This is a genomic window from Mycolicibacterium cosmeticum (genome assembly GCF_000613185.1).
GTDB classification, from domain to species: Bacteria; Actinomycetota; Actinomycetes; order Mycobacteriales; family Mycobacteriaceae; genus Mycobacterium; species Mycobacterium cosmeticum.
Map to the genome: position 1 here is coordinate 1,012,246 of NZ_CCBB010000001.1, position 24,432 is coordinate 1,036,677.

Genomic DNA, 24,432 nt, shown 5'->3' on the forward strand with positions numbered 1-24,432 from the left:
CTCATCTGCAGAACTTTCAGACCGGCTGGAATGCGAAGGTGATGATCTCGTCGCCGTCGGCGTCGGTGGTGAACGGCACCATGGTCAGCTCGACCTCCATGCCGAATTTCAGCTTGGCGGGATCGCTTTCGGTGAGCCGGCCCTCGACGCGGATCCGGTCACCGAGCTGTACCAGCCCGACGCCGAACGGGACGAAGTCTTTGCCGGTGGGCCCGGCGTACGGCGCACCGGGCGGGAAACCCTGCGTGGTCCAGGCGATCACCGTGCCGCGGCGCGGCAACAGCACATCGGACATCTCGGCCTTGCTGCACTTCGGGCAACGCTGCTGGCGGGGGAACGTCGTGGCCGAGCAGGCAGCGCACTGACTACCGATCAGTTGCGGATCCTCGTCCGGCCAGGTGGAGATCTCGGGGGCAAGCGCCTTCGGCATCGGACTCCTCGGAACAGAATACGTTAACGGTTTCGTACAGTAGCACTTCCGAAAGTTGGAAACCAGATTCTCATTCGGCCTTGACCTGGGCTCCGTCCAACAACCGGGCCGTCGCGGCGTACACGTCGATATCGCCGGCCGCGACCTCGGCGGCCAATTCGGCCAGTCCCGGATGCGCCCGCAGCGCACTCTGCGCCAGCGACAAGATCTGCAACCGCGCCCGTGCCGCGCGCCGACCCGCGTCATCGGCGCGGTGGTGGGCGTCGACGGCGTCGACGAGTTCCCCGATACCGTCGTTCTGTGCGGCGATGATCTTCAGTACCGGCATTCCGGTCTCGATGTGCAGGTCGCGCACCGTCTGATCGGCACCTTCGCGGTCGGCCTTGTTCACGACGATGATGTCGGCCACCTCCAGCAGGCCGGCCTTGGCCGCCTGAACCGCGTCACCGGCACCGGGATTCAAGATGGCCACGGTGGGATCGGCGACCGCCGCGATCTCCACCTCGGACTGACCGACCCCGACCGTCTCCAATACGACGAGGTCGTAGCGCAGATCGGCGAGCAGGCTGATCGACGCCGGCACCGCCGCCGACAGGCCGCCGAGATGGCCGCGGGTGGCCACCGATCGGATCAGGACATCGGAATCGTCGAGATGGGCCGCCATCCGGATGCGGTCCCCCAACAGCGCGCCACCGCTGTACGGCGAGGACGGATCGACGGCCAGGACGGCGACCCGCAGCCCGCGGGCCCGGTACGCGGCGACGAGCACCGCGACGGTGGTCGACTTGCCCGCGCCGGGCGGCCCGGTGATACCGATGGTGCGGATCGGCCGCGGCGACAGCGCGGCGAGCACCTCCGCCCGTCGGTCGCCTTCCACCAGGCTCAGCAGCCGGCCGGTGGCCCGCTGGGATCCATCCCGCGCGGCCGTCAGGAGCTCGTGAATGTCCATCGGAAGTGACCTTAGGCGCTCGTCATGAGAATGTTATTCTCACGTGTCGAGAGTGACAGTTGCAAGAAGGGAACCACATGGACATCGCCGGTAGCTCAGCGCTCGTCGTCGGCGGAGCCGGAGGCTTGGGGGAAGCCACCGTCCGGCGACTGCATGCCGCGGGCGCCAAGGTCGTGGTCGCCGACCTTGCCGACGAGAAAGGCCCGAAGCTCGCCGACGAGCTCGGTGTGCGCTACGTGCGCACCGATGCCACGTCGGAGGAGTCCGTCAACGCCGCGATCGCTGAAGCAGAATCCCTTGCGCCGCTGCGTATCTCGGTGGACACCCACGGCGGACCGGCGACCGGCGGCCGGCTGATCGGCAAGGACGGTTCCCCGCTGGACCTCGCGGGTTTCGAGAAGACGATCAAGTTCTACCTGACCGCGGTGTTCAACGTGCTGCGCCTGTCCGCCGCCGCGATCGCCCGCACCGAGCCGCTGGCCGAGGGCGCCCGCGGCGTCATCGTCAACACCGCCTCCATCGCCGGTTACGAAGGGCAGATCGGCCAGCTGCCGTACGCCGCCGCCAAGGGCGGGGTGCTGGGCATGACCTTGGTGGCCGCGCGCGATCTGTCACCGCTGGGCATCCGGGTGGTCACCATCGCCCCGGGCACCATCAACACTCCCGCCTACGGCAAGGCCGCCGATCAGCTCGAGCAGTACTGGGCCCCGCAGGTTCCCTTCCCCAAGCGCATGGGGCGTTCGACGGAGTACGCCCAACTGGCGCAGAGCATCATCGAGAACGACTATCTCAACGGCGAGGTGATCCGGCTCGACGGGGCGCTGCGGTTCCCGCCCAAGTGAGGCCGGCGGGCAACACCGGGCAACGCCGCGAGGAGTCGGTCAGCGGGTGACGGCCGGGCCCGCACAGCGGTCCCGAAGCACCCGCCGCAACACCTTTCCCGAAGGCAGACGCGGAATCTCGTCGACGACCACCACCCGGCGCGGTTTCTTGTAGGAGGCCAATCGCTGTGCGACCCAGTCGGCGATCTCGGCCTCCGACAGCTGCGCGCCCACCACTGCCGCGACAACCGCCTCACCGTCGGCGGGATCGGGTATCCCGAACACCGCGCAGTCCGCGACGGCGGGGTGGGCGTGCAATACCGCCTCCACCTCGGCCGGGGCGACCTGGAATCCGCGTACCTTGATCATCTCCTTGAGCCGGTCGGTGATGTGCAGCCAACCGTCCTCGTCCAGATGTCCGATGTCACCCGTGCGGTACCAGCCGTCCTCGCAGACCGCGGCGGTGTCGCTGTCGGGCAGGTAGCCGGCCATGACCGACTCCGAGCGGACCTCGATCTCCCCGGTCGGCGCGATGCGCACCCTCACCCCGGGCACCGGTTTGCCGACCGTGTCCAGCCGGGCCGCCCCGATGGGGCAGCACGAGATGACCGGCAGCTCGCTCGCGCCGTACGCCGAGACCCATTGCACCCCAGCCCGTTCGGTGACGGTGTCGGCGACACTCTTGGTCACCGGGGTGGCACACCACATGATGTACCGCAAGGACGACAGGTCATAGCACTCCAGATCCGGGTGGGCGCTCATGGCCAGGGCGATGGGCGCGACGGCCATCTCGACGGTGATCCGGTCGGCCTGGATGTGGCGCAGCATGGCGTCGATGTCGAAGCGACGGTGCAGCCGCATCCACGCGCCGGCGTCGAGCACGGTGGCGATGTTGAGCAGGCCCAGGATGTGCGATGGCGGTGTCATGATCTGCATCCGGTCGTGCGCGGTGAGGCCGAGGGCGTGCCGCCAGTGCCGGATCGCCGTGGCGAAACCGGCGTGGGTGTGGCGGACCGCCTTGGGCATGCCGGTGGTCCCCGAACTGAAGACGAACAGCGCATCGGCGTCCGCCCGCACCGCCGCCCAACTGCCGCCGCCCGGGATGATCGGCTCGTCGAGATGCAGCGTGGGCACCAACTCGGCCAGCAGCGGTTGGTCCCCGACACCGAGCGCGGGCCGGGTCAACGCCAGCGCATGCGCCACTTCGGCGCGCTTCCAGGACGGGCTGATCAGGACGACCGCGGCACCGAGCCGCCAGATGGCGCGCAGCGCGATGACGAACTCGGGCCGGTTGGAGGACATCAGCGCCACCCGATCTCCGCGCCGGACACCACGACCGGCCAGGGTGCCCGCCAGCCCGTCGGCAAGCGCGTCGAGTTCGGCCAGTGTGTACTGCTGGTCGTCGAAAGCGAGCACGGCGCCGGTCATCAGACCCCTATCTTATCCAGATTGGAGAATGATATTCTCCAATTGTCAGAACGACGAGTCCAGGAGAGGTCCATGACGGCAGAACCCGTGCCCGCCGACGAGGTGACGATCCTGTTGGATCGCGCACGTACGACGGTGACCGCCAAGCCGGGCGAGACGCTCTTGGAGACCGCCCGCCGCAACGGGCTGACACCGCCCTTCTCCTGCGAGGCGGGCAACTGCGGCACGTGCATCGCCAAGCTCACCGAGGGCAGCGCGACCATGCGCGTCAACGACGCCCTCACCCAGGACGAGGTGGACGAGGGCTACGTCCTGACCTGCCAGGCCGTGCCCGACCCGGGACCGGTCGTCGTCGACTACGAAGACTGAGTCTCGAACACCGGCGCGGGCCGGTACTCGGGTTGATAGCCCGTCACCTTCACCGGGCTGCCCACCAGCCGGAATTCACCGGCCTGCACCACCATTTCGGGCGTCTGGGCGAGCGCCTGCGGCAAGGTGCGCACCGCCGCCGCCGGAATGCCGAGTGGTTTCAGGCGGGCTTCCCAGTTCGCCGCGGTGTCCCGCGCCAGCGCCGCCGAGACCACGGCCAGCACCTCGTCGCGCGCCGCGGCGCGCTCGGCCATGGTGGCGAACCCCTCGATAGCCGCTTCGCCCGCGAACGCCCTCCAGAACCCGTCGTGGGTGATGAACAGCGCCAGGTAGCCCTCAGCGGTGGGAAAGAGCTGGGCGGGAACGTAATACGAGTGCGCTCCGAACGGATAGCGGCGCGGGTGGGCACCGTCGTTCAGGTACGCGGCCGCCCGATAGTTCAGCTGGGACAGCATCACGTCGCGCAGCGACACCTCCACCTGGCCGCCGCGACCCGACACGATCTGGGCCAGCAGGCCCAGCGCCGCGGTCAAGCCGGTGGAGTTGTCGGCGGCGGAGTAACCGGGCAGCGTGGGCGGGCCGTCCGGGTCACCCGTCATCGCCGCCACCCCGGTGGCCGCCTGGATGACGTAGTCGAAGGCCGGATCGTCACCGCCGTGCAACCCGAAGCCGGTGAGCGCGACACACACCAGCTTCTCGTTGTGCCTACGCAGCGACTCGTAGGTCAGGCCCAGCCGCTTGATGGCCGACGGTTTCATGTTCACCAGCAGCGCGTGTGAATCCGCCACCAGCGCAGCGAGTTTCGCCTGACCGTCGGCCGACTGCAGATCCAGGCAGACGCTGCGCTTGTTGCGGTTGAGGCTGGCGAAATAGCTGTCACCGACCTGCCGGGAGATCTCGCCACCGGGCGGCTCGACCTTGATCACCTCGGCACCCAGGTCGGCCAGCATCATGGTGGCGTACGGCCCGGCCAGCATCACCCCGACCTCGATGATGCGGATACCCGCCAGCGGTCCGGTCATGACGCCGAGACTACGGTTGTTGCGGGAATCAGGCCGAAATCACGCAATAAACCGTCGTTTCGGCGCGTCGTTGCCCCCTTCACCGCACCTGCTCGGCGAGCTCGGCGATCACCTCGCGGGTCCGGTATTTCGATGCGATCAACTCGTCGCGGTTGTCCCCGATCGGCAACAACCGCACCGACAGATCGGTCACGCCGGCATCGGCGAACCTCTGGAATCGACCCAGAATCGCTTCCATATCACCCGCTGCGAGCAGATCACCGACGTTGCGGGCCTCGCCGCGGTCCAGCAAGCGCTGGTAGTTCGGCGACGTCTCGGCCTCGGCGAGCACCCGGTTGGCCCGCTCCTTGGCTTCCTCGATCTCCGAATTGGCGCACAGGGTGACCGGGATACCGGCCACGATACGCGGGGCCGGCTTGCCGGCCTGGGCGGCGGCCTTGGTGATCTTCGGCGCGATGTGCTCACCGATCGCCTTCTCGTCGGCCATCCACAGCGAGGTGCCGTCCGCTTGTTCCCCGGCGATCTGCAACATCACCGGACCCAACGCCGACACCAGCACCGGCATCGGAGTATCGGCGCTCAGCACGGTCGGATTGTGCACGGTGAACGAATCGTTCTCCACGTCAACAGCTCCGGGCCCGGAGATGGCCGCGTTGAGCACCTCCAAGTAATCCCGGGTATAGGCCGCCGGCTTCTCGTAGGGCAGACCCAGCATGTCCCGGACGATCCAGTGGTGCGACGGCCCCACCCCGAGGGCCAGCCGGCCGCCGGACATGGCGTGTACCGAAAGCGACTGACGGGCAAGGGCGATCGGATGCTGCGCCTGCAGCGGCACGACCGCGGTGCCGAGTTCGATCCGCGAGGTGTTCGCCGCCATCAGCGCCACCATGGTGAGGCAGTCGAAATCGTTGGGTACCTGCGGCATCCATGCGCTGTCCAGTCCGGCCGACTCGGCCCACTGGATATCGGACACCAGCTTGGCAACCTTGCGCGCCATATCGCCGCGCTCGGCCCCGATCATCACGCCCAGTTTCACTGCCCACCCCTGCTTCGCCCGCCCGACCGCATCAGCCCGACACCCTCTCCGTCAGCGCCCGCACCTCGGACACCAAAGTGTCCAGGCCGGTTCCGGTGGGGAACACCGCTGCCGCGCCGGCGTCCAACAGTTTCTGCACATCGCCCTGCGGGATGGTGCCCCCGACGACGACGGCGATATCCCCCGCGTCGGCCGCCCGCAGCGCCTCCACGGTGCGCGCCGTCAGCGCGACGTGGGCTCCCGACAGGATCGAAAGGCCCACCAGCGCAACATCTTCCTGCAGGGCGATGGACACGATGTCCTCGATGCGCTGCCGGATGCCGGTATAGATGACCTCGAATCCAGCATCGCGCAGGGTACGAGCAACGATCTTGGCGCCGCGATCGTGCCCGTCCAGACCGGGCTTGGCCACCAGAACGCGGGTGACCATCAGAACACCACCGGCTGCTGGAACTCGCCCCACACGGCCTTGAGCGCGGCCACCATCTCGCCCACGGTGCAGTACGCGTTGGCGCAGTCGATGAGCTTGTGCATCAGGTTGTCGTCCCCTTCCGCGGATCGCGACAGCGCCGCCAGCGCCTCTTTGACGGCGATCGGATCCCGCTCGGCCTTCACCCGGGCCAGCCGTTTGAGCTGCAGATCACGGCCGGCGGCGTCCAATTCGTAGGTCGCCAGATCGGGGGCGGGCTCGTCCACGACGAATCGGTTCACCCCAACCACCGGCCGCTCCCCCGACTCGACCTGCCGATGAATCTTGAACGCCTCGTCGGCGATCAGCCCCTGCAGATAACCGTCCTCGATGCAGCGCACCATGCCGCCGTGCGCCTCCAGATCGGACATGATCTCGATGATCTTGGCCTCGGTGGCATCGGTCAGCGCCTCGACGAAGTACGAACCGCCCAGCGGGTCGGCCACTTTGGTGACACCGGTCTCGTAGGCCAGGATCTGCTGGGTGCGCAGGGCCAATGTCGCGGACTCCTCGCTGGGCAGCGCGAACGGCTCGTCCCAGGCGGCGGTGAACATCGACTGCACGCCACCGAGCACCGAGGCCAGCGCCTCGTACGCCACCCGCACCAGGTTGTTCTGGGCTTGCGGGGCGTACAGCGAGGCACCACCGGAGACGCAGCCGAACCGGAACATCGCGGCCTTGTCGGTGGTGGCGCCGTAGCGTTCCCGCACGATGGTGGCCCACCGCCGCCGTCCCGCGCGGTACTTGGCGATCTCTTCGAAGAAGTCGCCGTGGGTGTAGAAGAAGAACGAGATCTGCGGGGCGAATTTGTCGATGCTCATCCGGCCGCGCTCGACGACGGTGTCGCAATAGGTGACACCGTCGGCCAGGGTGAACGCCATCTCCTGGACGGCATTGGCGCCGGCATCGCGGAAGTGCGCGCCGGCCACCGAGATGGCGTTGAATCGCGGCACCTCGGCGGCGCAGAACTCGATGGTGTCGGCGATCAGCCGCAGCGACGGAGCGGGCGGCCAGATCCACGTGCCGCGCGACGCGTACTCCTTGAGGATGTCGTTCTGGATGGTGCCGGTCAGCTTCTCCCGCGGCACCCCCTTCTTCTCGGCGGCGGCCACGTAGAACGCCAGCAGGATGGCGGCGGTGCCGTTGATGGTGAAGCTCGTGCTGATCGCGTCCAGCGGGATACCGTCGAACAGGACCTCGGCGTCGGCAAGGGTGTCCACCGCGACGCCGACGCGACCCACCTCTTCCCCGTACTCGGGATCGTCTGAGTCATAACCGCACTGGGTCGGCAGGTCCAGTGCCACCGACAGCCCCGTCCCGCCTTGATCGAGGAGATACCGGTACCGCTTGTTGGATTCCTCGGCGGTACCGAACCCCGAGTACTGACGGAACGTCCACGTCTTACCGCGATAGCCGGACGCGAAGTTGCCGCGCGTGAAGGGGTACTCGCCGGGCGCGGGCGGTTCACCGGCACGGTCGCCCGGTCCGTAGACGGGCGCCAGCGGAATGCCTGAAGGGGTCTCCACCCGAGGGACAACATGCTCGCTCATCAGTGGATAACGTACTTGCAAAAAATGAGAATGCCAATACCGCGCCTGGGAAACGTGCACGATGCGGGCCTATCGTGCTCTCCCGGCGCCGCCTCCGCGGCCTTCCACCACCCCCCGGCGGCCGACGTACCTGCCAATGGGTGATTATGGGACTTGCTGAGAATGAGAATGCCAATACCATCGAGGGGTACGAGTCCAGGGAGGCCCATGTCCAGCGCGCACCGTCCATTAGCCGACCGCACCGTGGTGGTGTCCGGCGGCAGCCGCGGCATCGGGCTGGCCATCGCACTCGGCGCGGCCGCCCAAGGTGCCAATATCGTGCTCCTCGCCAAGACGGCCGAACCCCACCCCAAGCTGCCCGGCACCGTGTACACCGCGGTGGCCGACGTGGAGGCGGTGGGCGCCAAGGCCGCCGCCGTGGTGGGTGACGTCCGCAAGGAGGACGATGTGCAGCGGGCGATCGACACCGCGGTGCACACCTTCGGCGGCGTCGACATCGTGATCAACAACGCCAGCGCCATCGCGACGGAAGCCACCGAATCCCTCGCGGCCAAGAAGTTCGACCTCATGATGGACATCAACGTGCGGGGTACGTTCCTGCTCACCAAGGCGGCGCTGCCGCACCTGCGGCAATCCCCCAATGCCCACGTGGTCACGCTCGCCCCTCCCCTCAACCTGAACCCGCACTGGCTGGGCGCTCACCCGGCCTACACGGTGAGCAAGTACGGCATGACCTTGTTGTCGCTGGGCTGGGCGGCCGAATACGCGGACGCCGGGATCGGCTTCAGCTGTCTGTGGCCGCAGACCTACATCGCCACCTCGGCGGTGACCAACCTGGCCGACGGCCAGAACATGGTGGCGGCCGCACGGAGCCCGCAGATCATGGCCGACGCCGCGGTGCAGATCCTCACCGGACCCGCGAAGGAAGCCAACGGCCAGACCTATATCGACGCCGACGTGCTGGCCGCCGCCGGGATCACCGACCTGTCCGGATACGGCGGTGGGGACGATCCGATCTGGGATATCTTCGTGGACAAGTCATGAGTATCTCACTGCTGCTGGAGATGTCGTCGTCCGCGAACCCGGACCGGACGGCGGTGGTGTCGGGTGAGTTGCGCCTGACCGTCGAGGAACTCAGCGTCCACGCCGACGGCGGGGCCGGGGTGATCGCGGCCTCGGGTGCCGGGCATGTCGCCTACGTCGGCAGCGGCGGCGCACTGCTTCCGCTGCTGTTGTTCTCGGCCGCACGCGCCGGCGTCGCGTTCACCCCACTGAACTACCGGCTGTCCGCCGACGGGTTGCGCACACTGATCGACCGGCTGCCGGACCCGCTGGTGATCGTCGACGACGACTATCGCGACGCGGTCGGTCTCGGCTACCGGGTGATCGGTTCCGACGAGTTCGTCGCGCAGGCCCGCACCGCCGAGCCGACTGCCGAGTTCGCCGACCCCGAATCCGTCGCCGTCGTGCTGTTCACCTCAGGCACCACGTCGCAGCCCAAAGCCGTTGAGCTGACCCACAACAATCTCACCAGTTACATCACCGGGACCGTCGATTTCGACTCGGCCGAGCCCGGCGATGCCGCCCTGATCTGCGTGCCCCCGTATCACATCGCCGGCGTGAGCGCCGCGCTGTCGAACCTGTATGCCGGGCGCAAGATGGTGTACCTGCCGCATTTCGATGCCCGGGAATGGGTGCGTTTGGCGGCGGCCGAGGACGTCACGTCGGCCACGGTGGTGCCGACCATGCTGGATCGCATCGTCGGCGTGCTCGAGGTCGAGGGCGCCGCGCTGCCGTCCCTGCGCACGTTGGCTTACGGCGGTTCCAAGGTGGCATTGCCCTTGGTACGCAAGGCGCTCGAGTTGCTACCGCACGTCGGGTTCGTCAACGCCTACGGGTTGACCGAGACCAGCTCCACCATCGCGGTGCTCACCCCCGACGACCACCGGATCGCACTCGGCTCGGCCGGCGGAGCGCCGGCCAAACGGCTGGCTTCGGTGGGCCGGCCGGTGCCGAGTATCGAGGTGCAGATCCGCGGAGAGGACGGCTCCGTGCTCGGCCCGAACCAAACGGGAGAACTGTTCGTCCGAGGCGAGCAGGTTTCGGGCCGCTACACCGGGATCGGGTCGGTACTCGATGCGGAAGGCTGGTTTCCCACCAAAGACGTTGCGACCCTTGATGAGGACGGCTACCTCTACATCGGCGGCCGCTCCGACGACACCATCATCCGCGGCGGGGAGAACATCGCGCCGGCCGAGATCGAGGACGTGCTGGTCGAGCATCCCGAGGTGCGGGACTGCGCCGTCGTCGGCGCCGAGGACGCGGAGTGGGGGCAGATCATCGTCGCCGTCGTGGTGCCCGCGGTGGGCGCCGACCCCGACCCCGAGGATCTTCGGGCGTTCGTGCGTGCGCAGTTGCGCGGCTCCCGCACCCCGGACCGCGTCGTCTTCCGTGCCGAACTCCCCACCAATGCGACCGGCAAGGTGCTGCGCCGCGAACTCGTCAGCGAGCTGAACACTTCCAAGGAGCCAGCATGATCAAGAACGGCACCCGCCTGCAGAGCCAGGTCTGTGACACCCAGGTGATCGTGGTGCGCAGCAGTGACAGTCTCGATGACCTGCGTGCTGGCGGCGCCCCGATGGTGCCCGTGGGTGCAGCGGTCGCGGACGGCTTGGCGTTGGACCCGACGCTGTCCGACGGGAATCTCATGGGCAAACGTTACGTCGACGGCAGCGGTGCCGAGGTGCTGGTGACCAAGGCCGGGGCGGGCACGCTGAGCGTCGGCGCCACCCCGCTGAGCGTCAAGGAGGCCAAGCCGCTGCCCGCCAGCGACTGAGCCGCCGAACGGGAATTATTCCCGTTCGGGGAATCTGTGACTTTCTCCTCGCCGGTCGGCATCTCAAGCAGCTTGAGGTACCGTCTTCAGGTCATCGGCGAGTCGGTGCCTGCGCGGCCGCTTGCCAATCTGACGGCGGGGCAAAGGAACAGCGTATGGATTCCAGGACGTTCGGTGATCTGGCGGTGATCGCCTTCGTGGGGCTTCTGGTGTTCGCGACGGGCATGTTCGTCCATACCCGCCGATTACGACTTCGGCCGATATCGGCTTTCGGTGAAGAAGTCGGCGGCACCAAGGCGATGCTCAACAAGGTACGCAAGCTGGAGCCGATGACCCCCGATGAGCTCGACTTCGCCAAACAAGCTATCGCCGATCGCAGTTCATTGCTTGCCTTCTCGATTCCCGCCGCCATCTTCAGCCTCGGCTGCTTCTACGTGCTGGGCAGCCTGGAGCACCTGCACGGGGCCACCCCGTCGGAGCGGACCTTCCTGGGGGTGATCCCGATGTTCTCGTCGCTGAACATCACCATGCAGATCCTGCGGAACAAGGCCCTCAAACGCCGCATCCCCCGGGTCCCGGTGGTGACCCCCGAACCGGCCTGACAGCCGATTCACAGGTTTCGAACCTTCGATAGATCGTGAAAGCACTGGTAATGTTCATCGGTCCATATATCAACATGGTTGATATAGCTCCGCGTCGTCCGTTATGCCGGGGACGCCGAAAGGTGTTGTGGTGAGGCCTCAGCCATCTGGTCGGACCATGCTGGTGCGCGGGTGGATGCCGTTGGTGACCGTGATCGCCCTCGGCATCGGCGCGCTGTGCATGTGGAAGGTCCATGAGATGTCCGCGCCCGGACCCGTCGTCGCGGTGAACCTGCCGCAGGCGCCGCCGGAATTCACCCCGAAGAAGCTGACCTACGAGTTGTACGGGTCGGCCGGCAGCGGCGGGATCGTCTCCTATGTCGATATCGAGGGGCATCCGCACCAGGAAGACCTGACCGATCTGCCGTGGTCGCACGACGAGACGACGACCCTGACCGTGGTGTCCGGCAGCCTGTCCGCACAGGTGCGAGGCGGCCAGGTCGGGTGCCGCATCCTGGTCAACGACGTTGTGCGCGACGAGCATTCCGACGACCGCCAGGACGCCAACGTCACCTGCCGGGTGAAGTCGGCATGAGCGCCGCATGAGCGCCCACCGGGCCGGCCGGCCGTTCTTCGCCAGGATGGTGCGCGTCCTGGCGGTTCCCATCATCGTGTTCTGGGCGATCCTGGCCGTGTGCACCAACACCTTCGTCCCGCAGGTGGAACGGGTGGCCGAGGAGCTCGCCGGTCCGCTGGTGCCGCACTACGCCCCGTCCCAGGTCGCCATGCTGCAGATCGGGCAAAAGTTCCAGGAGTCCACCTCCACCAGCATGACCATGCTGGTGCTGGAGGCCGATCACCCCCTGGCCGACGCCGACCACCAGTACTACGACGACCTGGTGCGCCGGCTGCGCGCCGACACCGCGCACGTGCAGTACGTGATGGACACCTGGGGCCGGCCGATCACAGCGGCCGGCGCCCAGAGCCTGGACGGCAAGTCCGCCTATGTGCTGCTGCGACTGGCCGGTGACATTGGGCAGATCCAGGCCAACGACTCCGTCAACGCGGTGCGGGATATCGTCGCGAAAGACAGTCCGCCACAGGGACTGAAGGTCTATGTCAGCGGTGCGGCTCCGCTGGCGGCGGACACCGTGAACATCGCGAATTCCAGCCTGAACAACATCACCATCGTCACGATCTTCCTGATCATCTTCATGCTGCTGCTGGTCTACCGTTCCATCACGACGCTGCTGGTGCCGTTGTTCGGGGTGCTGGTGCTCATGCTGGCCGCCAAGGGCGTGATCGCGACGCTGGGGCATTTCGGGTACATCGAGCTGTCCTCCTTCGCCGTCAACATGGTCGTCTCGCTGACGTTGGGCGCGGGCACCGATTACGGCATCTTCCTGCTGGGCCGCTATCACGAGGCCCGCCTGAACGGTGAGACCCGCGAGGACGCCTACTACTCCGCCTACCGCGGTGTATCGCACGTCATCATCGGATCCGGGCTGACGATCGCCGGGGCCTGCTTCTGCCTGAGTTTCGCGCGGCTGAACTACTTCCACACCATGGGTCCCGCGGTGGCGATCAGCATGGTGCTCACCATCACCGGTGCGCTCACCCTGGTGCCCGCCCTGCTGAGCCTCGGCAGCCTGTTCGGCCTGTTCGATCCCAAACGCAAGGTCAAGGCCCGGCTCTACCGGCGCATCGGCACCAGCGTGGTCCGGTGGCCCAAGCCCATCCTGGTCGCCGCCGTCACCATCGTCTCGCTCGGCGCGGTGTTCGTCCCCACCTACCGGGTCAGTTACGACGACCGCGCCTACCAACCGACCGACGCCCCGGCCAATCAGGGGTTCCAGGCCGCCGACCGGCACTTCCCGCAGAGCAAGCTGTTCAGCGAGATGCTGATGATCGAGTCCGACCACGACATGCGCAACTCGGCGGACTTCATCTCGCTCGACCGTGCCGCCAAGGCGCTGATGCGCCTGCCCGGCGTGGCGATGGTACAGAGCATCACCCGACCGATGGGCCGGGCCCTCGAACACGCCAGCCTGCCTTACCTTTTCACCACCCAGGGCAGCGGCAACGGGATGCAGCTACCGTTCGTTCGCCAGTCCAACAGCAATACCGACCAGCAGGCGCAGATCATGGCGCACACCATCACGGTGCTGCAGAAGATGATCGCGCTGACGCAGAACCTGGCCGACGAGATGCACAACACCGTGGTCACCATGGAGGACATGCAGCAGGTCACCGACCAGATGAATTCCGAGGTCGCCAACCTGGATGACTTCATGCGCCCGCTGCGCAACTACTTCTATTGGGAACCGCACTGTTTCGACATCCCCGCATGTTGGGCCTTCCGTTCCCTGTTCGACATGCTCGACAGCGTGGACAGTCTGGCCAGTGACATCAAGGACGCGGTCGCGTCGTTGGAGGTTGTCGACAAGCTGCTGCCCCAGCTGGTTTCGCAACTGAAGATCATGGCCGACGACATGCAGGGCCTGCAGGCGCTGATCGTCAACACCTACGGGCCGTCGAACATCCAGGCCGACAACACCGATCAGACCTTCGACGACATGATCAACGTCGGCAACGACTTCGACACCGCACGCAGCGACGACTTCTTCTACATTCCGCGGGAGGCTTTCGACAACGAGGACATCAAGACCGGCATGCAGTTGATGATGTCGCCGGACGGAAAGGCCGCTCGCCTCATCGTCACCCATGAAGGCAATGCCATGGGGCAGGAAGGGATCGATCACGTCCAGCAGTTCCCCGACGCCATCAAGGTGGCACTCAAGGAGACCTCGCTGGCAGGTGCGAAGATCTACATCGGCGGGTCGGGGTCGAACAACCGGGACATCCAGGAGTACGCCAAGTCCGATCTGCTCATCGCGGCGATCGCGGCGTTCGTGCTGATCTTCCTCATCATGATGTTCATCACGCGAAGCCTGGTGGCCGCCTTGGTGATTCCCGGCACGGTGGCGTTCTCGTTCGCCGGCGCATTCGGGTTGTCCGTGCTGATCTGGCAGCACCTGATCGGCTTGCCACTGCACTGGCTGATCCTGCCGCTGACGTTCATCATCCTGGTGGCGGTCGGTTCCGACTACAACCTGTTGCTGATCGCCAGGTTGAAGGAGGAGGTGCACGCCGGGATCAACACCGGTCTGGTCCGCGCGCTCGGCAGCACCGGTGGCGTGGTGACCTCGGCCGGGTTGGTGTTCGCGTTCACCATGCTGGCCATGCTCTCCAGCGATCTGCGCACCATCGGCCAGGTCGGGTCGACGGTGTGCATCGGGTTGCTGCTCGACACCTTGATCGTGCGGTCCTTCATCGTGCCGTGCCTGGTGCGACTGCTCGGCCCGTGGTTCTGGTGGCCGACGTTCATCCGGCAACGTCCGCTGCCTCCGCGCCTGCGCGCACGGTCGACACCCGTGGACCCGGCGACCACGCCCGTGTGACCGCGCAAAGCCGCAACGTCACTGCTAAGTATAGTGCTCTATACTTAGCGGTGACGTTGACGAAAGGTGCGCCATGACCACCGAAATCCGCCCGGATGTCCGGACCGAACGACTGGCCTGGCTGTACGCCACCGACACCGACCTGCAGGCGGCGCGCCCCTCCGCGGCCGTTGTGGAGGCCGCCCGCCGCCCCGGGACGCGGCTGGCCGAGATCCTGCGGATCTACGCCGAGAGTTATGCCGACCGGCCTGCCCTGGGCACCCGCGCGGGCTCGGTGGTCCGCAACCCGGGCACCGGCCGCACCGAGCAGCGGCTGCTGCAGCACTTCGACACCATCACCTACCAGCGGTTGTGGTCGAACGTGACGGCCATCGCGGCGGCCTGGAGCGCCGACGAGGAGCCGGTGTGTCCCGGTGACTTCGTGGCCACCATCGGTTTCGCCAGCGCCGATTACCTGACCGTCGATCTGGTGACCAACTATCTGGGGTTGGTAGCCGTTCCGCTGCAGCACAATTCACCGGCCTCGCGGCTCCAGCCGATCTTGGCCGAGACGGAGCCGCGAGTACTGGCCGTCAGCGCCGCCTACCTGGACCTCGCCATCGAGTGCGCGGTGCAGAGCCCATCGGTGCGCCGGCTCACCGTCTTCGACTACCAGCCGGCGATCGACGACCAGCGGGAGGCGCTGCACCGCGCCCGCACCCGACTGGCGGGCCGAGGCGTCACCGTCGAAATCCTGGCCGATGTCATCGCCCGCGGCGAGGGACTCCCGGTGCCGCCCGGTTACGACGGTGCCGACGATCAGCGACTGGCGATGATTCTCTACACCTCGGGCAGCACCGGACTGCCCAAGGGCGCGATGTGGACCGAGCGCATGCTCGCGCTGATGTGGACCAGCGGATTCGTCGCCGACGGCGAGGTGCCGGTGCGCAACGTGAACTTCATGCCCCTCAACCACCTCGGCGGCCGCATCGCCCTGGTGGCGTCGTTCCAGGCCGGCGGCACGAGCTACTTCGTTCCCGAGCCGGATCTGTCCACCCTGTTCGAGGACTGGCAACTGGTCCGCCCCACCCAACTCGCGGTGGTGCCCCGCGTCGTCGACATGCTCTACCAGCGTTACCAGACCCGGGTCGATCGGCTCCGCGGCGACGGTGAGACCGCCACCGAGGCGGCCGCCCACGCCAAGACCGAACTGCGCGAGCACCTGCTGGGCGGCCGGGTGCTCAACGGTTTCGTCGGCACCGCTCCCCTGGCACCGGAGATGCGGGCATTCCTCGAAAGCACGCTGGAGGCGCCGTTGTTCGACGTGTACGGCCTGACCGAGGTGGGTGGGGTGACCCGCGACGGTGTCGTCAGCCGGCCGCCGGTGCTCGACTACAAATTGGTCGACGTGCCCGAACTCGGCTACTTCGGCACCGACCGCCCGTATCCGCGCGGGGAGCTGCTGGTGCGGACCGCCACCGCGACACCGGGGTACTACAAGCGGCCCGACGTGACGGCCGAGGTCTTCGATGCCGACGGGTACTACCGCACCGGTGACGTGATGGCCGAGATCGCGCCCGACCGCCTGGCCTACGTCGACCGCCGCAACAACGTCCTCAAACTCGCGCAAGGTGAATTCGTCGCGGTCTCCCACCTGGAGGCCGTTTACGCCGGAGCACCGCCGGTGCGGCAGATCTTCGTCTACGGCAACAGTGAACGGTCATCGCTGTTGGCCGTCGTCGTGCCCACCGACGAGGCGCTCACCCGCCACCACGACCACGCTGAGCTGAAGGCGGCGTTGCACGACGCGCTGCGGGCCACCGCGCGCGCCGCCGAACTGCAGTCCTACGAGGTGCCCGCGGACTTCCTGATCGAGACGGAACCGTTCACCACCGTGAACGGTCTGCTCTCCGGTGTCGGCAAACTCCTGCGGCCCAAGCTCAAAGAGCATTACGGCGAGCGATTGGAGCAGCTGTACACCGCGTTGGCGGCGGCCCGCGACGACGAACTGCGGGCACTGCGTGAGGTTGCCGCGACGCAACCGGTGCTGACCACCGTGGCCGGCGCGGCCCAGGCGCTGCTCGGGTTGCCAGGGGCTGCGCCGAAGGCCGACGAGCACTTCACCGATCTGGGCGGGGACTCGTTGTCCGCGTTGAACTTCTCGAACCTCCTCGGCGAGATATTCGGTGTGGAGGTTCCCGTCGGCGTGATCATCGGGCCCTCGGCCGATCTCGCGACGGTGGCGGCCTACGTCGAATCCGAGCGGGCGTCGGGCGGTACCCGTCCCACCGCAACGGGTGTGCACGGGGGTGGCGTCAGCTCCATCTCGGCCGCGGACCTCACGTTGGACAAGTTCATCGACGACGCCACGTTGGCTGCGGCGCCGTCCGCGCTGCCGGTCACCGACCACGTCCGGACCGTGTTGCTGACCGGCGCCAACGGGTATCTCGGCCGGTTCCTGACGCTGGAATGGTTGCAGCGGTTGGCGGCCACCGGCGGCCGGATGATCGCCCTGGTGCGTGGTCACGATGCCGAGTCGGCGTGGCGCCGGCTGACCCAGGTGTTCGAGTCGGATCCGGCCATGGCACAAGAATTCCGGGTACTGGCCGCCGACCATCTGGAGGTGGTTCCCGGCGATATCGGCGAACCCAACCTCGGGCTCGACCATGCGACATGGCAACGACTGGCACACGAGGTCGACCTCGTGGTCCACCCGGCGGCACTGGTCAACCATGTGCTGCCGTACGGACAGCTGTTCGGCCCCAACGTCGTCGGTACCGCCGAGGTGATCCGGCTGGCGATCAGCCACCGGATCAAGCCGGTGACGTACCTGTCGACCGTCGCGGTCGCCATGACGGTGCCCGACTTCGTCGAGGATGGTGACATCCGGGTGGTGAGCGCCGAGCGGTCGCTGGATGACGGGTACGCCAACGGTTACGCGAACAGCAAATGGGCCGGCGAGGTGCTGTTGCGGGAGGCCCACGACCTGTGCGGTCTGCCGGTCAGCGTCTTCCGTTCGGATCTGATCCTGGCGCACAGCCGGTTCCGCGGCCAGGTCAACATTCCCGACGCGTTCACCAGGCTGCTGATCAGTGTGGTGGCCACGGGGCTGGCACCGCGCACCTTCTACGCCGAGGACGGGTCCGGGGAGCGCCCGCGCGCGCACTTCGACGGGTTGCCGGCCGATTTCGTCGCCGACGCCATCACCACACTCGGTGGCCACAGTCTGGACGGCTTCCGCTCTTACGATGTGATGAACCCGCACGATGACGGCATCTCGCTCGATGTCATCGTGGACTGGTTGATCGGCGCCGGCGTTGCGATCACCCGGGTGGACGATCACAGCGAATGGGTCCGCCGTTTCGAGGGAGCCCTGCGGGCCCTGCCGGAGCAGCAGCGGCAACGCTCCGCCCTGGCGTTGCTGGATGCGTATCGGCAGCCGGAGCGGCCACTGCGCGGTGCGGTGGCACCCACCGCGGTGTTCCACGAAGCCGTGCGTGCCGCGAAAATCGGCCCGTCACACGATATCCCGCACATCACCGAGGACCTGATCCGCAAGTACCTCACGGATCTGACCCGGCTGGACGTGCTCTGACTACGCGGTCTTGACCCCCAGCGTGCGGTGGATGTCCGGTTTCATCTGCTGTAGTTGCTGGCCCCAGTACTCCCACGCGTGCAGACCGTTGGGCGGCAGGTTGAAGGTGGCGTTCTTGCCACCCGCCGCGAGGTAGGCCTGCTGGAAGTTCTGGTTGCTCTGCAGGGTCAGACCCTCCAGGATGCCGGCCCCGGGATTGGCCTGGGTTGCCGCCGGCGCCAGATCACCCGGGGTGCCGTTACCGCAGTAGATCCAGATCCGGGTGCCGTTGGCGACCAGTTCGGGGATGTGCAGGGTCGGGTCGTTCCGGGTCCACGCCGGGTCGATCGGTGGTCCCCACATGTCATTGGCGCGGAAGCCGCCGGCATCGTTCATCGCCAGCCCCACCAGCGTCGGCCACCAACCTTGGGACAGATTGAGGAAACCGGACAGCGAGCCGGCGAACACGAACCGGTCCGGGTGGTAGATCGCGTAGGTGAGCGCCGGGGCACCACCCATCGAAAGTCCCACCACCGCATTACCGCTCGGGTCGACACCCTTGTGGGTCGACAGCCAGGCAGGCAGTTCCTGGGTGAGGAACGTCTCCCACTTGTAGGTCTGGGTGCCTCCGTTGCCGACAGCCGGCTGGTACCAGTCGGTGTAGAAACTGGACTGCCCGCCGACGGGCATCACCACCGACAGGCCGGACTGGTAGTACCACTCGAACGCGGGGGTGTTGATATCCCAGCCGTTGTAGTCGTCCTGCGCGCGCAGTCCGTCGAGCAGATACAGAGCATGCGGGCCGCCCGGCTGGAACTGCACCCGGATGTCGCGCCCCATCACCGCCGACGGCACCAGCAGGTACTCCACTGGGAGTCCGGGCCGGGAGTGGGCGACCGCGGGTCCGGCTCCGGCAAATGTCGCACCGAGTGCGGGCAGCAGGGCCGCCGCCAAAACACTTGCCGTCCAGCGCAACAGTCGCTTTCTCAATGGCCTCACCCCGCGTCGGTCCATCCTCGTCGGTTAGCCCTTCTACCCTATGGGGCGTTCCCACCAAACCCGCCGGGCACCACCCGTGCCGCTTCTCACATCGGTCGGGGCGTGAGGCGAGGACCACTCGAGGCCGACTGGCGTCATATGCGCCAGATCCCACGCCTATCGGCTGATTCGCTCTGTCTCAGATCTCGTGAGCACCGCGTCGCGCACTGCCGACACGGTGTGGCGTTGCCATACCGCCTGCACGGGCACCAGCAGCGTGGGTTCCAGGTCGACCACCCGGACGCGGCCGCCCATGGTGATGCCGGGTTCGGCGGTCACCATGGCGATGGCGCCGGTGGTCACCGGTGCGGCCACCATGGCCGCGCCCTGGACCCTGCTGACCACATAATCCGGCTCGAAACCCGCACGGCGGCAAGCACTCATGAGGAAGTCGCTGAAGTAGGAGGATCCGGGCGGCGCCCACAATGCCAGCCGCTCGCCGGCCAGCTCGGCGATGTCGACGCAGTCGGCGCCGGCGAGACGGTGGGCACTGTCCATCGCGACGCGCACCCGGTGGTAGCCGATGACCGCGCCGGACAAGTCGCCGGTCGGTGCGATCCCCCGCCGCAGGCCCAGCTGCACCGATCCGTCCCGCACACCTGCCGACAGCACGTCGGGGTAGAGCTGACGAAACGTGAAGGACAGATCGGGGAAGGCGTCGATGGCAGGCTCCATCAGTTCGTAGACCTCGGCTCCGCTCAGTGCCGGGCTGTGCCCGACCACCCAGGCGTGCTCACCGGAGGCGGCGGTGCGCACGTGGGCATGTACGGTTCGGGCGGCGGCCAGCAGGGGACGCGACTCGGCGAGCAATGCGGCCCCAGCGGGTGTGAGGGCGATACGGCGCCCGGCCCTGGTGAACAGCGCAACGCCGAGGTCAATTTCGAGCTGGCGTACCGAGCTGCTCAGCGCTTGCTGGCTGAGGTGTAACCGCCCGGCGGCGCTGGTGAAGCTGCCGGTCTCGGCGACAGTCACGAACTGTTCCACCCGCCGCAGGTCACGAAGCATCCACAAATTCTACTTGTAGGTTCATCGATATTTACTGTTTTTCAATTGTGCATAGTCTGGCTAGGGTTGTGGCATGAGCACACTCGAAGGGAAATCGGCAGTCGTCGCCGCGGGAGCCAAGAACCTCGGCGGCCTCATCAGCACGACACTGGCGCAGCACGGCGTCAACGTCGCGGTCCACTACAACAGCGCGGCCAGCGAGGCGGATGCGGATCGCACGGTGGCCGAGGTGACCGCCGCCGGCGCGCAAGCCATCAAGGTCCAGGGTGATCTCACCGTGCCGGCCAACATCACCGCCCTGTTCGACGCCGCGGTCGACGCGTTCGGCGGTGTGGACATCGCGGTGAACACCGTGGGCAAGGTGCTGCGGAAGCCGATCCTGGAAACGACTGAGGCCGAATATGATTCGATGTTCGACATCAACGCCAAGGCCGCGTACTTCTTCATTCAGGAAGCCGGTCGGCGACTCAACGACCAGGGCAGTCTGACCACCATCGTGACCTCGCTGCTGGCCGCCTACACCGACGGTTACTCCACCTACGCGGGCGCCAAGTCACCGGTGGAGCACTTCGTCCGGGCCGCCTCCAAGGAGTTCGCACCCCGTCTGATCAACGTCAACAACATCGCACCCGGTCCGATGGACACGCCCTTCTTCTACCCGCAGGAGACTCCGGAGCGCGCCGAGTTTCACGCCAGCCAGGCGATGGGCAACCGGCTGACCAACATCACCGACATCGCCCCGCTGGCGGTCTTCCTTGCCGGCGACGGGCATTGGATCACCGGGCAGACCATCTTCGCCAACGGCGGGTACACCACGCGTTGAGGGCGGGCCGCCTCCCCCGCTCAACCGTATCGACCGCCCCGGCGTTTCACTGCGCCGCACACCGGATTTCGCGCAGTTCCGCGGCGGCGCCGGCGTCCACGCTGACCCGAACGTCCGAATGCCGCCGAAGGATGCTCGCCGGGCATTGTTCGGTGATCGGACCGTACAACGCCGCGGCAATCGCGCCGGCCTTGTGCTCTCCGAAGGCGACCAGCTCGATGCGCTCGGCGCGCATGATGGTCGCCAGACCTTGGGTCAGGCATTCGTCGGGAACCGCGTCCACCGAGTCGAAGAACCGGGCGTTGGCCATCCGGGTGGATCGCGTGAGTCCGGCCCGATGAGTGGTGGCGGTGAACGGTGTGCCCGGCTCGTTGAAACCGATATGCCCGTTCCCGCCGATGCCCAGGATCTGCAGATCCACCGTGGTTCCCGCGAGTGCCGTCTCATATGCCTCGGCGGCCGCGTCCGGATCCGCGGCGGCACCGTCGGGGACGTGCAGCGATGCCGCATCCAGGCCCAGCGGTGCGATGAGCACACGCTCGAGCACCGCCCGATAGGACTGTGGATGGCCAAGGGGCAGACCGATGTACTCGTCCAAGGCGAACCAGCTGACCCCGGATGCATCGAGACCGTCGTCGACATGGCGAGCCAGGGCGCGATAGACCGGCTCGGGTGACGACCCCGTCGCCACACCGATGACCGCGTCGGGCTTGGCGCGGATCAGCGCCGCTATCCGCTCCGCCACTCTGAGCCCGGTGGCCGCGGCGTCGGCGCTGATCTCGACGACCGGCGTCACGCTACCTTCGAACGCTTGGCCAGTACCCGGGCGATGTCGGGATTGGCATCGACGTAGCGCGCGAGCAGTTCGCGTGCCACGCTCACCGAGTCGACCAGTGGGTGCAGAGCGAACGCCTTGAGCGCTTCGGCAGTCGACCCGGTGGTCGCCGCGGCGATGGTGTGCCGCTCAACGGCTTTCACCTGTTGCATCAACCCGAGTTGATGCAGGTCCGGCTGAGTTTCCAGGGTCAGCGGATGGACACCGTTGGCATCCACCATCGTCGAAACCTCGACCACCGCATCGGCGGGCAGCCCGTGGATGGTGCCCCGGTTACGTACGTTGAGGATCATGGTCCGCTTCTCGTTACGGCTGATCGCCGTCATCACCCCCAGAGCCACACCGGCGTAGCCCAGATGCGCCGGGTCGGTCTCACGCTCCCGCTCGATGACCGGGGCGCCCTGAACACCGCCCTTGGCCTCGGCCATATAGCTGGCACCGCGCTCGTCGACCGCGGCGGTCCACAGCTTGGCCGCGATCTCCGGTTGGGCGGCGGCGTCGGCGAAGAACCGCCCCTGGGTCTCCAGCAGGAAATCGCCACGGGTCTGCGGGGATTCGAGGATGCGCCGCACGGCGTCACGGTGAAAGTAGTAGTAGTACAGGTACTCGTTGGGGATGACGTCGAGCGTGCGGATCCAGTCGACCCCGAAGACCTGCGCCTCCTCCAACCGCTTCAGCCGCGGTTCGTCGGCCAGCAGATCCGGCAGCACGTCGCGGCCGTCGACCAGCACCCTGCGCATCCAGCCGAGGTGGTTCAGACCGACATAGTCCATGTCGATGCGGGTGTGGTCATGACCGAGCACCCCGGCCACCCGTCGGCCCAAACCCGATGGCGTGTCACAGATCCCGAGCGCCTTGTCGCCCAGCACGCTCTGCAGCGCCTCGGTGATGATCCCGGCCGGATTGGTGAAATTCAGGAAATAGGCATCGGGGGCGACTCTGCGGATCGTCTCGGCGATGTCGAGCATCACCGGTACGGTGCGCAGCGCGTAGGCGATACCCCCGGGCCCGGTGGTCTCCTGCCCGATCACGTCGAGGTCCAGCGCTACGTGTTCGTCGCAGCAGCGCTGCTCGACGCCGCCGACGCGGACGGCCGCGAAGATGAAATCCGCGCCCTCCAGAGCCGGTTCCAGTTGCGTGTAGGTGTGCAGGGTCGGCGGGTCGCCGAATCCGGCGGCGAGCTGCTCCAGGATCGTGGTGATGGTGGCCAGCCTGCCCTCGTCGACGTCGTAGAGCGCGACCTCGGTCACCCGGGGCGAGCCCTGATCGCGGATCAGCGCCTGCCAGACGTAGGGAGTGCGGAATCCGCCCCCGCCGAGGATCGTGAGTTTCATGCGACGATGACCTTTCTGCCGGTCTCCCGGCGATGCGCGAGTTCGTCGTGGGGCGTGCCCGCCGTGGTGATGAGCACATCGACTTCGTCGAGAGAACACAGGCGCAACGCGCCCGAGCCTGGAAATTTCAGTTCACTGGCCAACAGCACGATGCGCTGCGAGGCGGCGATGAGGGCTTGTTTGATCGGCGCTTCGACGGCCATGTTGTCCAGCACGTGGCCATTCCGAACGCCGGTGCAGCTCAAGAACATCATGTCGGCACTGAGCTGACCGATGACCTGCTCGGCCAGCGGGCCGACCAGAGACTGCTGATTGCGCCGCAGCACCCCGCCCAGCAGCACCACTTCGACGACGTCGTCGTCGCGCACCTCGTCGAGGACCGCCAGGTTCGAGGTGATGATGGTGACCGGACGGCCCCGCAATTCACGCGCCACCAATTGGGTCGTCGAGCCGATGTCGAGCACCACGACGTCGCCGTCGGACACCAGTTGCGCCGCCTCGGCCGCCATCTTGCGGCGCAGCTCGAGATCACCGCGGGTGTCGGAGGTGAACGGGTCTTCCACGCTGCCCGAGTCGGTGATGTTGGCCCGGCTGCCCTGCGTCAGCATGGCTCCGCCGTACAGACGCTCGAGCCGGCCGCCCTTGGCGAGGATGTCCAGATCGCGGCGGATCGTCGACTCGCTCACCCCCAACGCCTCGGCGAGTTGCACCACGGACTGGCCGCCACCGGCGAGCGCGGCCAGGATGCGTTCGTGACGCTGGGCTAGGAACATGTCCGGATCGTACCCAGAGGTTGACTGACTTTGCACAACTTTGGATGACTTCTGGAAAACTTTTCGCAAAATAACCCGCGGGAGACGACGGAGAAACATAATCGTCATGCAAGCCGGTC

22 protein-coding genes are annotated in these 24,432 nt (G+C 67.0%); 10 read left to right on the forward strand and 12 right to left on the reverse strand.

Annotated elements, in window-relative coordinates; genetic code table 11:
* Nucleotides 1-16 precede the first annotated feature (16 nt).
* Both BN977_RS04845 and BN977_RS04850 read right to left on the reverse strand, forming a co-directional pair.
* Nucleotides 17-430 (reverse strand): Zn-ribbon domain-containing OB-fold protein, encoded by a 414-nt coding sequence (locus tag BN977_RS04845; RefSeq protein ID WP_024452157.1) that lies wholly within the window; start codon nucleotides 428-430, stop codon nucleotides 17-19.
* Between the two features lie 70 nt (nucleotides 431-500).
* Nucleotides 501-1,379, reverse strand: a complete 879-nt coding sequence (locus BN977_RS04850) for an ArgK/MeaB family GTPase (protein WP_036396556.1) — start codon at nucleotides 1,377-1,379, stop codon at nucleotides 501-503.
* Nucleotides 1,380-1,456: 77 nt separating this feature from the next.
* Here BN977_RS04850 and BN977_RS04855 point away from each other — a divergent pair, with 77 nt between their 5' ends.
* Complete coding sequence (locus BN977_RS04855) at nucleotides 1,457-2,221, forward strand: SDR family NAD(P)-dependent oxidoreductase (protein ID WP_036396558.1); 765 nt, start codon at nucleotides 1,457-1,459, stop codon at nucleotides 2,219-2,221.
* Nucleotides 2,222-2,260: 39 nt separating this feature from the next.
* Here BN977_RS04855 and BN977_RS04860 read toward each other — a convergent pair whose 3' ends face one another.
* The gene (locus BN977_RS04860; RefSeq protein WP_036396559.1) at nucleotides 2,261-3,628 is read right to left on the reverse strand and encodes a class I adenylate-forming enzyme family protein; all 1,368 of its coding nucleotides are present in this window, start codon (nucleotides 3,626-3,628) and stop codon (nucleotides 2,261-2,263) included.
* A 72-nt stretch (nucleotides 3,629-3,700) separates the two neighbouring features.
* Here BN977_RS04860 and BN977_RS04865 point away from each other — a divergent pair, with 72 nt between their 5' ends.
* A complete protein-coding gene (locus tag BN977_RS04865) occupies nucleotides 3,701-3,997 on the forward strand; it encodes a 2Fe-2S iron-sulfur cluster-binding protein (protein ID WP_036396560.1) in 297 nt (98 codons plus the stop codon).
* Here the strand turns inward: BN977_RS04865 and BN977_RS04870 are convergent.
* From BN977_RS04870 to BN977_RS04885, 4 genes are all read right to left on the reverse strand, one after another.
* Nucleotides 3,985-5,019: a CaiB/BaiF CoA transferase family protein gene (locus BN977_RS04870; protein WP_036396561.1), complete on the reverse strand. Its 1,035-nt coding sequence runs from the start codon at nucleotides 5,017-5,019 to the stop codon at nucleotides 3,985-3,987. The two genes, BN977_RS04865 and BN977_RS04870, sit on opposite strands and share 13 nt — an antisense overlap.
* A 79-nt stretch (nucleotides 5,020-5,098) precedes the next feature.
* Nucleotides 5,099-6,055, reverse strand: coding sequence for an LLM class F420-dependent oxidoreductase (locus BN977_RS04875; protein WP_036396562.1), 957 nt, complete (start codon nucleotides 6,053-6,055; stop codon nucleotides 5,099-5,101).
* A 31-nt stretch (nucleotides 6,056-6,086) separates the two neighbouring features.
* Entirely contained in the window at nucleotides 6,087-6,485 is a 399-nt protein-coding gene (locus BN977_RS04880; RefSeq protein WP_024452150.1) for a cobalamin B12-binding domain-containing protein, read from the reverse strand.
* Entirely contained in the window at nucleotides 6,485-8,074 is a 1,590-nt protein-coding gene (locus tag BN977_RS04885; protein WP_036396563.1) for a methylmalonyl-CoA mutase family protein, read from the reverse strand. The genes BN977_RS04880 and BN977_RS04885 overlap by 1 nt, the downstream gene beginning before the upstream one ends.
* A 207-nt stretch (nucleotides 8,075-8,281) precedes the next feature.
* Here BN977_RS04885 and BN977_RS04890 point away from each other — a divergent pair, with 207 nt between their 5' ends.
* The 7 genes from BN977_RS04890 (at nucleotide 8,282) to car (ending at nucleotide 18,526) form a co-directional block, all read left to right on the forward strand.
* On the forward strand, nucleotides 8,282-9,118 hold the full coding sequence (locus BN977_RS04890; RefSeq protein WP_024452148.1) for an SDR family oxidoreductase: 837 nt from the start codon (nucleotides 8,282-8,284) through the stop codon (nucleotides 9,116-9,118).
* Nucleotides 9,115-10,611 (forward strand): class I adenylate-forming enzyme family protein, encoded by a 1,497-nt coding sequence (locus BN977_RS04895; protein ID WP_024452147.1) that lies wholly within the window; start codon nucleotides 9,115-9,117, stop codon nucleotides 10,609-10,611. Before BN977_RS04890 ends, BN977_RS04895 begins: the two co-directional genes overlap by 4 nt.
* A complete protein-coding gene (locus BN977_RS04900) occupies nucleotides 10,608-10,910 on the forward strand; it encodes a hypothetical protein (protein WP_024452146.1) in 303 nt (100 codons plus the stop codon). Before BN977_RS04895 ends, BN977_RS04900 begins: the two co-directional genes overlap by 4 nt.
* A gap of 155 nt (nucleotides 10,911-11,065) precedes the next feature.
* Nucleotides 11,066-11,512, forward strand: coding sequence for a hypothetical protein (locus BN977_RS04905; protein WP_036396564.1), 447 nt, complete (start codon nucleotides 11,066-11,068; stop codon nucleotides 11,510-11,512).
* Nucleotides 11,513-11,687: 175 nt separating this feature from the next.
* Complete coding sequence (locus BN977_RS04910; RefSeq protein WP_036398435.1) at nucleotides 11,688-12,086, forward strand: MmpS family transport accessory protein; 399 nt, start codon at nucleotides 11,688-11,690, stop codon at nucleotides 12,084-12,086.
* Nucleotides 12,087-12,132: 46 nt separating this feature from the next.
* Complete coding sequence (locus tag BN977_RS04915) at nucleotides 12,133-14,952, forward strand: MMPL/RND family transporter (protein ID WP_051561456.1); 2,820 nt, start codon at nucleotides 12,133-12,135, stop codon at nucleotides 14,950-14,952.
* Nucleotides 14,953-15,025: 73 nt separating this feature from the next.
* Nucleotides 15,026-18,526 carry a carboxylic acid reductase gene (gene car, locus BN977_RS04920; RefSeq protein ID WP_051561057.1) on the forward strand — a complete coding sequence of 1,167 codons (3,501 nt, stop codon included), beginning with the start codon at nucleotides 15,026-15,028 and terminating at the stop codon, nucleotides 18,524-18,526.
* Here car and BN977_RS04925 read toward each other — a convergent pair whose 3' ends face one another.
* Both BN977_RS04925 and BN977_RS04930 read right to left on the reverse strand, forming a co-directional pair.
* Complete coding sequence (locus BN977_RS04925; RefSeq protein WP_036396566.1) at nucleotides 18,527-19,519, reverse strand: esterase family protein; 993 nt, start codon at nucleotides 19,517-19,519, stop codon at nucleotides 18,527-18,529.
* A gap of 141 nt (nucleotides 19,520-19,660) precedes the next feature.
* Nucleotides 19,661-20,548 carry a LysR family transcriptional regulator gene (locus BN977_RS04930; protein ID WP_036396567.1) on the reverse strand — a complete coding sequence of 296 codons (888 nt, stop codon included), beginning with the start codon at nucleotides 20,546-20,548 and terminating at the stop codon, nucleotides 19,661-19,663.
* Nucleotides 20,549-20,621: 73 nt separating this feature from the next.
* On the opposite strand from BN977_RS04930, the gene BN977_RS04935 reads away from it, so the two are divergent.
* The gene (locus BN977_RS04935) at nucleotides 20,622-21,371 is read left to right on the forward strand and encodes an SDR family oxidoreductase (protein ID WP_036396568.1); all 750 of its coding nucleotides are present in this window, start codon (nucleotides 20,622-20,624) and stop codon (nucleotides 21,369-21,371) included.
* Between the two features lie 46 nt (nucleotides 21,372-21,417).
* Here the strand turns inward: BN977_RS04935 and BN977_RS04940 are convergent, their stop codons facing one another.
* From BN977_RS04940 to BN977_RS04950, 3 genes are read right to left on the reverse strand one after another with little or no spacing between them, the layout of a single operon-like run.
* On the reverse strand, nucleotides 21,418-22,167 hold the full coding sequence (locus BN977_RS04940; RefSeq protein WP_036396569.1) for a glucosamine-6-phosphate deaminase: 750 nt from the start codon (nucleotides 22,165-22,167) through the stop codon (nucleotides 21,418-21,420).
* Nucleotides 22,164-23,540: a 6-phospho-beta-glucosidase gene (locus BN977_RS04945; RefSeq protein ID WP_036396570.1), complete on the reverse strand. Its 1,377-nt coding sequence runs from the start codon at nucleotides 23,538-23,540 to the stop codon at nucleotides 22,164-22,166. The genes BN977_RS04940 and BN977_RS04945 overlap by 4 nt, the downstream gene beginning before the upstream one ends.
* On the reverse strand, nucleotides 23,537-24,421 hold the full coding sequence (locus BN977_RS04950) for a DeoR/GlpR family DNA-binding transcription regulator (protein WP_234709501.1): 885 nt from the start codon (nucleotides 24,419-24,421) through the stop codon (nucleotides 23,537-23,539). The genes BN977_RS04945 and BN977_RS04950 overlap by 4 nt, the downstream gene beginning before the upstream one ends.
* Between the last annotated feature and the right edge of the window lie 11 nt (nucleotides 24,422-24,432).

Excerpts from the sequence above, each read along its gene's own strand:
- BN977_RS04870 (WP_036396561.1), bottom strand. The coding sequence starts at position 5,019 with ATGACCGGACCGCTGGCGGGTATCCGCATCATCGAGGTCGGGGTGATG.
- BN977_RS04860 (WP_036396559.1), bottom strand. The coding sequence starts at position 3,628 with ATGACCGGCGCCGTGCTCGCTTTCGACGACCAGCAGTACACACTGGCC.
- BN977_RS04915 (WP_051561456.1), top strand. The coding sequence starts at position 12,133 with ATGGTGCGCGTCCTGGCGGTTCCCATCATCGTGTTCTGGGCGATCCTG.
- BN977_RS04880 (WP_024452150.1), bottom strand. The coding sequence starts at position 6,485 with ATGGTCACCCGCGTTCTGGTGGCCAAGCCCGGTCTGGACGGGCACGAT.
- BN977_RS04855 (WP_036396558.1), top strand. The coding sequence starts at position 1,457 with ATGGACATCGCCGGTAGCTCAGCGCTCGTCGTCGGCGGAGCCGGAGGC.
- BN977_RS04935 (WP_036396568.1), top strand. The coding sequence starts at position 20,622 with ATGAGCACACTCGAAGGGAAATCGGCAGTCGTCGCCGCGGGAGCCAAG.
- BN977_RS04925 (WP_036396566.1), bottom strand. The coding sequence starts at position 19,519 with ATGGACCGACGCGGGGTGAGGCCATTGAGAAAGCGACTGTTGCGCTGG.
- BN977_RS04850 (WP_036396556.1), bottom strand. The coding sequence starts at position 1,379 with ATGGACATTCACGAGCTCCTGACGGCCGCGCGGGATGGATCCCAGCGG.
- BN977_RS04910 (WP_036398435.1), top strand. The coding sequence starts at position 11,688 with ATGCCGTTGGTGACCGTGATCGCCCTCGGCATCGGCGCGCTGTGCATG.
- BN977_RS04900 (WP_024452146.1), top strand. The coding sequence starts at position 10,608 with ATGATCAAGAACGGCACCCGCCTGCAGAGCCAGGTCTGTGACACCCAG.
- BN977_RS04845 (WP_024452157.1), bottom strand. The coding sequence starts at position 430 with ATGCCGAAGGCGCTTGCCCCCGAGATCTCCACCTGGCCGGACGAGGAT.
- car (WP_051561057.1), top strand. The coding sequence starts at position 15,026 with ATGACCACCGAAATCCGCCCGGATGTCCGGACCGAACGACTGGCCTGG.
- BN977_RS04950 (WP_234709501.1), bottom strand. The coding sequence starts at position 24,421 with ATGACGATTATGTTTCTCCGTCGTCTCCCGCGGGTTATTTTGCGAAAA.
- BN977_RS04895 (WP_024452147.1), top strand. The coding sequence starts at position 9,115 with ATGAGTATCTCACTGCTGCTGGAGATGTCGTCGTCCGCGAACCCGGAC.
- BN977_RS04930 (WP_036396567.1), bottom strand. The coding sequence starts at position 20,548 with ATGCTTCGTGACCTGCGGCGGGTGGAACAGTTCGTGACTGTCGCCGAG.
- BN977_RS04890 (WP_024452148.1), top strand. The coding sequence starts at position 8,282 with ATGTCCAGCGCGCACCGTCCATTAGCCGACCGCACCGTGGTGGTGTCC.
- BN977_RS04885 (WP_036396563.1), bottom strand. The coding sequence starts at position 8,074 with ATGAGCGAGCATGTTGTCCCTCGGGTGGAGACCCCTTCAGGCATTCCG.
- BN977_RS04865 (WP_036396560.1), top strand. The coding sequence starts at position 3,701 with ATGACGGCAGAACCCGTGCCCGCCGACGAGGTGACGATCCTGTTGGAT.
- BN977_RS04905 (WP_036396564.1), top strand. The coding sequence starts at position 11,066 with ATGGATTCCAGGACGTTCGGTGATCTGGCGGTGATCGCCTTCGTGGGG.
- BN977_RS04945 (WP_036396570.1), bottom strand. The coding sequence starts at position 23,540 with ATGAAACTCACGATCCTCGGCGGGGGCGGATTCCGCACTCCCTACGTC.